This window comes from Candidatus Baltobacteraceae bacterium, from assembly GCA_036559195.1.
GTDB lineage: Bacteria > Vulcanimicrobiota > Vulcanimicrobiia > Vulcanimicrobiales > Vulcanimicrobiaceae > JALYTZ01.
In genome coordinates this window covers 58756-67913 of record DATBTN010000045.1, presented here as the reverse complement: position 1 = coordinate 67913, position 9158 = coordinate 58756, and the positions used below count along the sequence as shown (strand labels likewise).

Here is a 9158-nt window from a genome sequence, read left to right as displayed (position 1 = left end):
ATCTCGCTTTCGTGCGTTAACGCGCCGAGTGCGTCGCCGGCTCGCGCGGCGTCGACGTCGGCGGCGGCGGCGTTGCGCAGGACCGATGCGATCCGCGCGTAGCCGTATTGCACGTAAAAAACGGGATTGTCGTTGCTTTGTTCTTTAGCGAGCGCCAGATCGAACGTGAGCGGCGACTCGGGTGCGAGCATGACGAAGAAGAAGCGGGCGGCATCTACGCCGACTTCATCGATGATGTCGTCGAGCGTGACGATATTTCCGGAGCGCTTCGACATCGAAACCGTCTCGGCGCCGCGTACCAGCGTGATCTGCTGCGCGATCATCACTTCGAGGTGGCCCTTGTAGCCGAGCGCCTCGGCCAACCCGTGCAGGCGGCCGATGTACCCGTGATGGTCGGGGCCCAAAATGTCGATCACGCGATCGGCTCGCTGCAATTTCTCGAGATGATACGCAACGTCGGCCGTTAGATACGTCGGTCGGCCGTCACGTCGCACGAGCACGCGATCCTTGTCGTCGCCGAACTCGGTCGCTTTGAAGAAGACCGCGCCGTCCTGCTCGTACGTCAGGCCGCGATCGACCAGGAACTGCAATCCTGCCCGCACTTTGCCCGAATCGTGCAGTTCTTTCTCGCTCTGCCAGCGATCGTAGCGAATGCCGAAGCGTTCGACGGTCCGCTGCTGGGCCGCCACGAGCGTGTCGCGACCGCGTAGCGCGAATGACGCGAGCCACTCGCTCTCGTCGGCCGCGAGCCAGCGATCGCCGTCACGATCGCGAATCTCTTGCGCGATCGGCGCGAGGTAGTCGCCGGGGTACCCGTCCTCCGGGAACGGGAAAGCCGGTTCGAAGAGCTGGCGGTAGCGAGCGTAAAGCGAACGCCCGAGCCTGTCGAGCTGACCGCCGGCGTCGTTGATGATCCACTCCACGTAGACGTCGTAGCCGCAAAATCGCAGCGCGTCGGCGAGCGTCTCGCCGAGCGAGCACGTGCGGCCCTGAACCACAACGAGCGGCCCGGTGGGATTGGCGCTGCCGAACTCGAGCGAGATCCGCTTGCCGTTGCGCGGCGACTCGCCGAAACGGTCGCCGGCGCGCAAAACGTCGCCGACGACGTCTTGCCACAGACTCGGCGCCAGGCGCACGTTGATGAAGCCGGCGGTCGGAACGATCTCGCTGAAGAGTTCGCGCAACTGCGGATGCGCGGCATCGAGCGCCGCCACGAGAGCCGTCGCAACGTCTTGCGGCGAGCGCCGCGCGACTTTTGCAAGGCGCAGCGCGGCGTTGGTCGCGAAGTCGCCGAATTCCGGCCGGCGGGGTGCCTCGAACTCGACGGGCGCGGCCGGCGCCTCGGGAAAGAGCCGCACGATCGCATCGCTCAAAGCCGCAGCGAAGCGCGCGAGCGCCGCTTGCGGCCGGTCCGGCTCGCGTTTAGTGGTGGTAGGGTTCATTGCGCGCGATCTTCGCCGCGCGATAGAGCTGTTCCAGCACGATCATGCGCGCCCACTCGTGCAAGAAGGTCAGCTCCGAGAGCGACCAGAGAAATTCGGCGCGCTGCCGCAGACTTTTGTCTGCACCGTAGGTGCCTGCGATCGCGAACGTGAGCCGGTTGACGCCGCTGTTCCCAATCGTTTCGAGCCGCGCGCTTAACGCCGCGCTTGCGAGCTGGATGCCGGTGCGATCGAGCAGCCAGAGGCGATCGTCGGGGCGCAGCAGTTTGCGGATGCGCTCGCTCTCCTCGCGCGTAGCCGCATCCGCGTCGGAGCCGTCGGCCGCACGCACCTCGACCTCTTCGTACGGGTAGTACGGCGTCAGGCGCTTGCGAAAGTCGGCGCACGCCGCAGCGACGTAGGGTTCGCGCAGTTTACCGACCGCGATGAGGCGCAATTGCATGGCCGCACGGCCTTCGCGAGTGCAACGCCGGCGCCCCCGCGCGGGGTTAGAAGTTTTCGAATGGCTCAGCAGATCGAACTCTTCGCGCCTGGCCCGCGCGCGCTCGCCGACGACGCGCGCGGCTCGATCGCCTACGAGCCGGGCGTCTTCGGCGCCGCCGAAAGCGAGCGCTATTTGGCCGAGATTCTCGCCGGCGCGCCCTGGACGCACGAAACGATGTGGATGTACGACAAGACGGTCGACGTGCCGCGACTGGTCGCGCGCGTTCGGCTCGACGAGCCGATGCTGCCGGCGCTTGCCGAAATCAAAGCGCGCGTGGAAGAGCGGCTCGGCCGGCGATTTACGGGCCTCGGGCTCAACTACTATCGCGACGGCAGCGACAGCGTCGCCTGGCACAACGATCGCAATGAGGATCTGATCGACTTGCCGACGATTGCGCTCGTGAGCTTGGGCGCGACCCGGCAGATGCTCGTGCGGCCGAAATCGCCGCCGCGCAAGACGATCGCGTGCGACTTGGAGCCCGGCAGCCTGTTCGTGATGAGCGGCCGCGCGCAAGAGTTCTGGGAGCATTGCATTCCGAAAACGAGCCGCCCGACGGCGGCCCGCATCAGCATCGCCCTACGGCAGCGTCGCGTCGGCTAGCGCGGGCTTGAGCGCGTAGCGCGTGCCGTCGCGGCGCTCCACCAATCCGTCGAGTTCGAGCATGGCCAGCGCCGCCAGCACGCGCGCGGCCTGCGGCTCGATCCGATTGACGAGTTCGTCGATCGCGCGCTCGCCGGCGCGCAGCTCGCGCACGATCGCTCGCTCGAGCGGGTCGTTGCGCTCCGCCGCGCGCGCGCGTTTGCGGGTGACGCGCGCGTTCGGCGGCGCGGCGATTCCGAGCTCGGCCAGCACGTCGGCGGCGTCGCGTACGAGCGTCGCGCCGTCGCGGATGAGTGCGTGACAGCCGGCGACCTGCGGCCGGTCCACATCGCCCGGCACGGCCAGCACCGGAACGTGTCCGGCCGCCCAACTCGCCGTGTTGAGCGCTCCGCTGCGAGCCGGCGCTTCGATTACGAGAACCGCGTCGGCGAGCGAGGCCACCACGCCGTTGCGCTGCAAGAATTGGTGCGGGATGGTCGGATGCTCGGGCGGGAACGGCGAGAGCACCGCGCCGCCGGCGCCGAGCATGCGCTCGGCGAGTTGGCGGTTGCGGCGAGGGAAGAAGCGGGCGTGCCCGCCGCCTAAAACGCCGACCGTCGGCGCCCCGGCGGCCAGGGCGCCCTCGTGCGCCGCCGCATCTATGCCCAGTGCGAGGCCCGAGAGGATGCAGCAGCCTGCCCGCCCGAGCTCCAGGGCGAAAAGGTGGGCTAGCCCGCGCCCATACGCCGCCGCGGCCCGCGTGCCAACCACGGCGACGGTCGGTAGCCGCAGGCCTTCGAGATCCCCCAGGCTCCACAAGCCGGGGAAGATGCCCGGCGTCGGGCGCCCGGCCCGAAGTTGCTCGAAGTGCGTGCGAGGCAGCCAAACGGGTGCTTCCATCGGCGCCCCTTCACGACGAGGGACTGCGCGCGCAAGGAGGTTCCTGCATGGTTGAGCGCCCGCCTCAGGGGGAAAGTCTCGGGCGCCTGGGAATACAGCGCCCCAATTTCCAGAGAGAATTCGGAGGATTCAACCGTGGCAGCTGAAGCGTACTGTGTGAAATGCAAGACCAAGCGTCCGATCAAAGATGCCGTGCAGATCACGATGAAAAATGGCCGTCCCGCAACCGAGGGCAAATGCCCTGAGTGCGGCACGAAGATGTTCAAAATCGGCGCCTCTACGTAGAGGATTCGGCCTTCGGCCGAATCCGTCGCGTTCGGCCTGCGGGCCGAGCCGCGTGCTCGTTCGAAACGAGGCGCGATCGAGGTTTTGCGTTAGTTGGCGCCGGCCACCGAAGGGTGCGTCCGGCGTTTTCTTTTACACGGCTAGGTCTAGTAGCTTATAATGGGTGGACCCACAAGATGTGGGGCGTCCAATGAGGGCCAGCTAACTGAACTGTCCGACCTGCCGCAAGAGTGAGACGCGCGTCGTCGATTCGCGCGATGACGAGAACGTCGTCCGCCGGCGCCGCGAATGCCTCGACCCGCGCTGCAAGCACCGCTTTACCACCTACGAGCGGATGGAAGCGCCGCGTCTCTTCGTCGTGAAAAAAGACGGGCGTCGCGAGCAATACAACCGCGAGAAGATTCTTTCGGGCTTGCGCCGGTCGTGTGAGAAACGCCCGGTCTCCGAGAGCCAGATGGAGGCGGTCGCGGCCGATCTCGAGCGCGATCTCTTCGCGCGCGGCGAGAGCGAAGTGCCCTCGACGCTGGTGGGCGAGAAGCTGATGGAAGCGCTCAAGGGCCTCGACAAGGTCGCGTACATTCGGTTCGCAAGCGTCTATCGGCAGTTTCGCGATGTGGAGAGCTTCCAAGAAGAGTTGGCTACGCTGCTTGCAAAATGAGCCTGGTGACACAAGCTCCGATTGCGGTAGCGCTCAAACGCTTGCCTGAGGGCGACGGCCTCCCGCTCCCGACCTACATGACCGCGCAAGCCGCCGGCGCCGATCTCTGCGCCGCCGTCGCGGACGATTTAACGCTGCTGCCCGGCGGGCGCGCGATGATTCCGACCGGCTTTGCAATCGCATTGCCGCACGGCTACGAGGCGCAGATACGCCCGCGCAGCGGCCTCGCGTTGCGCAACGGCGTGACGTGCCTGAATACACCGGGGACGATCGATGCGGATTATCGCGGACCCGTAAACGTCATTCTCGCGAACCTCGGCACGGAGCCGTTCGTCGTGCGCCGCGGCGACCGCATCGCGCAACTGGTCGTCGCTCCGGTTTCGCACGCGCATTTTAGCGTGGTCGCCGAACTGCCCGAAACGAGCCGCGCGGACGGCGGCTTCGGAAGTACTGGCGTCGCATGAACGTCTACATCGTGGGCAAGGGCGCCGTTGGCACCTACCTCGGCGACTTGCTTGAATCCATCGACGTGAAGGTGACCTACGCGCCGCGCGAGTTGAACGATGTGACGCCGGTAGACGCCGACGTCGCAATCGTGGCCGTAAAAGCCTACGATACCGACGGCGCGATCGAAACGCTGCGCAAGGCGATTCCGTATCCGGAGAAGTGCGTCTTCGTGAGCCCGCAAAACGGCGTCGGGAACGAAGAAAAACTCGGACTCGCCTTCGGCGTCGACAACGTGGTGGCGTGCGCGCTGACGGTGCCCGTCGATCGCGACCGCGACGGCATGAGTCACGCCACCAAAGAAGGCGGAATCGCGTTTGCGCCGATGGGGCGCTCCGCCTACAACTGGCTGGTCGCGACGTTCCAAAGCACCGGAATCAACGTCAAGGTCGTGGAGGATTGGCGCGCGCTGAAATGGTCGAAGCTCGCGCTCAACGTCGTGGCCAACGCGAGTTGCGCCATCCTCAACGTTCTGCCGAACCGGCTGGTGCATTTCGATCACGTCTTCACGCTCGAGATTCGCGCCATTCGCGAAGTGCGCGCGGTGATGGCCAAACTCTCGATCGCGCCGATCGATCTTCCGCGGTATCCGCTGCGCGTGCTGCAGGGCATCGCCACGCTGCCCAGTCCCATCGCGCGCACGCTGCTCGCCAGCCGCATCGCGGGGGCGCGCGGCACGAAGCCGCCCTCGCTGCTGCTCGACCTGCGCGCCGGCAAGGCGCAAACCGAGGTGGACGTGCTCAACGGTGCGGTGGCGGCAGCCGGTCGCGAAGCCGGCGTTCCGACGCCGGTCAACGCGGTCTACGCGCGCGTACTCGACGATATCGCGCACATGCCACAATTGTGGGCGAAATATCGCGAGCAGCCTGATACGCTCGACACCGAGGTGCAGGCCGAGGTCAAGCGCGTACGCGCGCTCGCGAGGAGCTAAGAACCGTCATGCGTCATCCCGCCGTTCCCGAATCGCTCGAAGGCTGGTGGATTCTCCACCGCATGTTCGCTTTCGATCGCCCCGCGTGGGACGCGCTCGCGCCGGCGCTGCGCGACGAGATCGCTCGCGAAGCCGAAGCGGCGCTGCAAACGCTCAAGGGCGACGAAAACGCCGACGTGAGTTGCGCGCAGCTGATCGGGCACAAAGCCGATCTCATGCTCACGCATTACAGCAAGACCTTCGAGGGTCTCGCCGCCGCGCAAACGACCGTCGATAAGCTGCGCATCGCCGCATTTCTCGCGCCGGCTACGTCGTACGTGTCGGTGCTCGAACTCGGGCTCTACGAAGCGACCGGAAAGATTCACGAGACGCTGCGCGAGCGCGCACTCAAACCGTTTTCGCCCGAATGGAACGGCGCGTTCGACGAACTGCTCGCGGAGCAGGAGCGCAATCCGCGTAACGCCGGGCGGCTCTGGGCGCCCGTGCCGCAGCGTCGCTACGTCTGCTTCTATCCGATGGACAAGAAGCGCGGCGAAGACGTGAACTGGTACATGCTGCCGTTCGAACAGCGGGCGGCGTTGATGCTCGAACACGGAAAGATCGGCCGCTCGTTTCACGGGCTCGTCACCCAGGTGATCTCCGGCTCGATCGGCTTCGACGATTACGAGTGGGGCGTGGATCTTTATGCCGACGATCCGCTGACGTTCAAGCGTTTGATCTACGAAATGCGCTTCGACGAGGCGAGCGCCAAGTACGCGGCCTTCGGCGAGTTCTATACGGGCGTGCAGTTCTCGCTCGATCAATTAGCCACGTATCTCGATGGGAGCGCCGTCCCGGCGCTGCACGTACCGACGCCGGCGTGAGTTTCACGATCCGCGAGGCCGACGAAGAAGATATTCCGTTCATCGTCGAGCTTTTCGCGATGCCGCACGCCGCGGCGGTGCTCAACGCACCGGGTGCCGAGATGGTGGAAGCCGCGCTCGACGACCCGAACAACGAGAGCTACATCATCGAGGACGACGGCGAACCGGCGGGCCATTTCTTGCTCAAGAATTACGAATGGCTGGTTGAGTTCAGCATTCTGATCGCGCGCGAACCCCGCCGCGGTTTGGGGCGGTTCGCACTCGATTGGGGATTGCGCCACGCCTTCGACGAACTGCGGGCGCACCGCATTTTCGCCGAGGTGCGTGCGAGCAACGCCGTGACGCGCGCGCTGCTCGAACGTCTGGGGTTCGAGTGCGAGGGACGCTATCGCGACGGGTTCCGCGATCAAACGAGCGGCACGTACGAAGATCTGCTGCCGTATGGTATGCTCGAAAGATCGAACACGCAACGGTTACGTTCCTAGCCGACCTCACGATCGCGCTCGTTGCGGCGAGCGTTCTGGGCGCGCTCGCGCGCGCCGCCCGCATCACGCCGATTCTCGGATATCTGGTCGCCGGTATCGCAATCGGTCCGTTCGTGCACGGTGCGCGCACGAGCGGCGGATCGCTCGGCGGATTGAGCGAGCTCGGCCTGATCCTCTTGCTCTTCAGTCTGGGGCTAGGGTTTTCGGCGCGCGAGCTGCGCGCGGTCGGGGTGGTGCCGATGATCGGCAACCTCGTGTTGATGTTCCTCTTCGGCGTCGTAACCTGGCGTCTGGGCGTGACGTTCGGACTGGTTCATCCGATCACGCTGGCACTCGCGTTCACGCTCTCGAGTACGGCGATCGGCGTGGCGCTCTTACAGATCTTCGGCTTGCTCGACAAACGCCCCGGACACGCGGCGATCGCGTTGCTCGTCGCACAGGATCTAGTCGCCATCGCGCTGCTCGTGATCACAACGGAACCCGCGCAAGGCCTCACGCCGCTGGGGGTTCTGATACCGTTGCTCAAAGCGGCGCTCTTCGTCGTCGTGGCGCTGGTGTTGGGCGCGACGGTGCTGCATCGAATCGTCGTCGCGTTTTTACGCCGTGCACCGGCCGACGCGCTGATCGCTTTTTCCACCGCGGTTGCGCTGGTCGCCGCCTGGATCGGGCATCTCGCAGGGCTCTCGTTTGAATTTGGAGCGTTCGTTGCCGGTGCGGTGACCTCGGAGGCCGCGGGGAGCCGGATGGTGCAGTCGATCGTCGCCCCGTTTCGCGAACTTTTTGTTATGTTGTTCTTCGTTTCGATTGGCATGCTCGTGGACGTAACCTCGATGCTCGCCCACTGGCCGCTCGTTCTCGCGATCGGCGGCGTGCTCGCGCTCGTGCGCTTCGCCGGATGGTTTGGGTTGAGCCGGCTGGTTGGCCAGCCGCGCGGTACGGCGCTCGCGCTCGGTATCGCACTCGTCCCGCTCGGTGAATTCAACGTGGTGCTCGCGAACGATAGCTACCTCGCGAAGCGTTTAGACGCAACCGAACTCGGCACCGCAATCGGTGCCACGATGCTTTCGATCGTCGTGGCCGCGATCGCCACGCGCATCGTCGCGCCGCGCCGGCGATCGATGGATGCGGCTTCGAGTACGCCGGTAACGCCGTTTGCGACGGAGCCGGCCGTGCTGATCGTGGGATACGGGCGCGTCGGCCGAACGGCCGCGGCGGTGTGCAGGCGCGCCGGCATCGCGTTTGGGGTGATCGAACTCGACGTGGATCTCGTGCATCTCGCGCAGCGCGAAGGCGCCGACGCGCAATACGGTGACGGAGCCGATCCGCGCGTCGTGGAGCGCGCGATCGCGGCGTCGACCAAGATCGTGCTGACGACGATTCCCGATACGGCAGCAAACCTCGCCATGGTCAAGCGCCTAACCCACCAAACCGGCGTGCGCATCATCTCGCGCGCCTCCCGCGTACGCGACATTCGCACGCTGCGGGCCGCCGGAGCGAGCGACGCAATGGTACCCGAAGCCGAAGGCGCATTCGGCATCGCCGAAGCACTCTTAAGCGAACTAGGCATCGAGCGCAACCGAATCGACGAGTTAGTAAGCGCCCAACGCGCAACGATCGCAAGGTAGCCGCCCCGACGCTTTGCCACGACAACGCGCAACAATGAGACGAGAAAACGTTACCGTTGACAACGGTTACGATGAGGCGAGAACGTACTTGTCATGATGACAATGGGGCGAGAGAACGCACCTTGTCATGCTGAGCCTGTCGAAGCATGAGTTGGCGGCACGCGCGTCCTTCGACAAGCTCAGGATGACAAACGGTTACGATGAGGCGAGAACGTACTTGTCATGATGACAGTGGGTCGAGAGAAGGTTACCTTGTCATGCTGAGCCTGTCGAAGCACGAGTTGGCGGCACGCGTGTCCTTCGACAAGCTCAGGATGACAAACGGTTACGATGAGGCGAGAACGTACTTGTCATGACGACTATGGGGCGAGAGAACGCACCTTGTCATGCTGAGCCTGTCGA

Annotated in this window: 11 protein-coding genes; 8 read left to right on the top strand and 3 right to left on the bottom strand. The window is 65.2% G+C overall.

Features of this window, described 5'->3' with window-relative positions; all coding sequences use genetic code 11:
• Positions 1-1442 (bottom strand): arginine--tRNA ligase (gene argS, locus VIG32_06145; GenBank protein ID HEY8297586.1); only part of this gene is annotated, 1442 nt, incomplete at its 3' end.
• A complete protein-coding gene (locus tag VIG32_06140) occupies positions 1423-1884 on the bottom strand; it encodes a 23S rRNA (pseudouridine(1915)-N(3))-methyltransferase RlmH (protein HEY8297585.1) in 462 nt (153 codons plus the stop codon). The genes VIG32_06140 and argS, both read right to left, overlap by 20 nt.
• Positions 1885-1944: 60 nt before the next feature.
• Between VIG32_06140 and VIG32_06135 the strand changes: the two genes are divergently transcribed.
• On the top strand, positions 1945-2526 hold the full coding sequence (locus VIG32_06135) for an alpha-ketoglutarate-dependent dioxygenase AlkB (GenBank protein HEY8297584.1): 582 nt from the start codon (positions 1945-1947) through the stop codon (positions 2524-2526).
• Here the strand turns inward: VIG32_06135 and VIG32_06130 are convergent.
• Complete coding sequence (locus VIG32_06130) at positions 2503-3405, bottom strand: DNA-processing protein DprA (protein ID HEY8297583.1); 903 nt, start codon at positions 3403-3405, stop codon at positions 2503-2505. The two genes, VIG32_06135 and VIG32_06130, sit on opposite strands and share 24 nt — an antisense overlap.
• 135 nt (positions 3406-3540) lie before the next feature.
• Here VIG32_06130 and VIG32_06125 point away from each other — a divergent pair, with 135 nt between their 5' ends.
• From VIG32_06125 to VIG32_06095, 7 genes are all read left to right on the top strand, one after another.
• The gene (locus VIG32_06125; GenBank protein ID HEY8297582.1) at positions 3541-3690 is read left to right on the top strand and encodes a DUF5679 domain-containing protein; all 150 of its coding nucleotides are present in this window, start codon (positions 3541-3543) and stop codon (positions 3688-3690) included.
• A 205-nt stretch (positions 3691-3895) separates the two neighbouring features.
• The gene (gene nrdR, locus VIG32_06120; GenBank protein ID HEY8297581.1) at positions 3896-4348 is read left to right on the top strand and encodes a transcriptional regulator NrdR; all 453 of its coding nucleotides are present in this window, start codon (positions 3896-3898) and stop codon (positions 4346-4348) included.
• A 5-nt stretch (positions 4349-4353) separates the two neighbouring features.
• A complete protein-coding gene (gene dut, locus VIG32_06115) occupies positions 4354-4812 on the top strand; it encodes a dUTP diphosphatase (protein ID HEY8297580.1) in 459 nt (152 codons plus the stop codon).
• Positions 4809-5783 carry a ketopantoate reductase C-terminal domain-containing protein gene (locus VIG32_06110; protein HEY8297579.1) on the top strand — a complete coding sequence of 325 codons (975 nt, stop codon included), beginning with the start codon at positions 4809-4811 and terminating at the stop codon, positions 5781-5783. Before dut ends, VIG32_06110 begins: the two co-directional genes overlap by 4 nt.
• An 8-nt stretch (positions 5784-5791) precedes the next feature.
• On the top strand, positions 5792-6646 hold the full coding sequence (gene hemQ, locus VIG32_06105) for a hydrogen peroxide-dependent heme synthase (protein HEY8297578.1): 855 nt from the start codon (positions 5792-5794) through the stop codon (positions 6644-6646).
• Positions 6643-7131, top strand: a complete 489-nt coding sequence (locus VIG32_06100) for a GNAT family protein (protein HEY8297577.1) — start codon at positions 6643-6645, stop codon at positions 7129-7131. Before hemQ ends, VIG32_06100 begins: the two co-directional genes overlap by 4 nt.
• Entirely contained in the window at positions 7020-8756 is a 1737-nt protein-coding gene (locus VIG32_06095) for a cation:proton antiporter (GenBank protein HEY8297576.1), read from the top strand. Before VIG32_06100 ends, VIG32_06095 begins: the two co-directional genes overlap by 112 nt.
• The last annotated feature ends 402 nt before the right edge of the window (positions 8757-9158 follow it).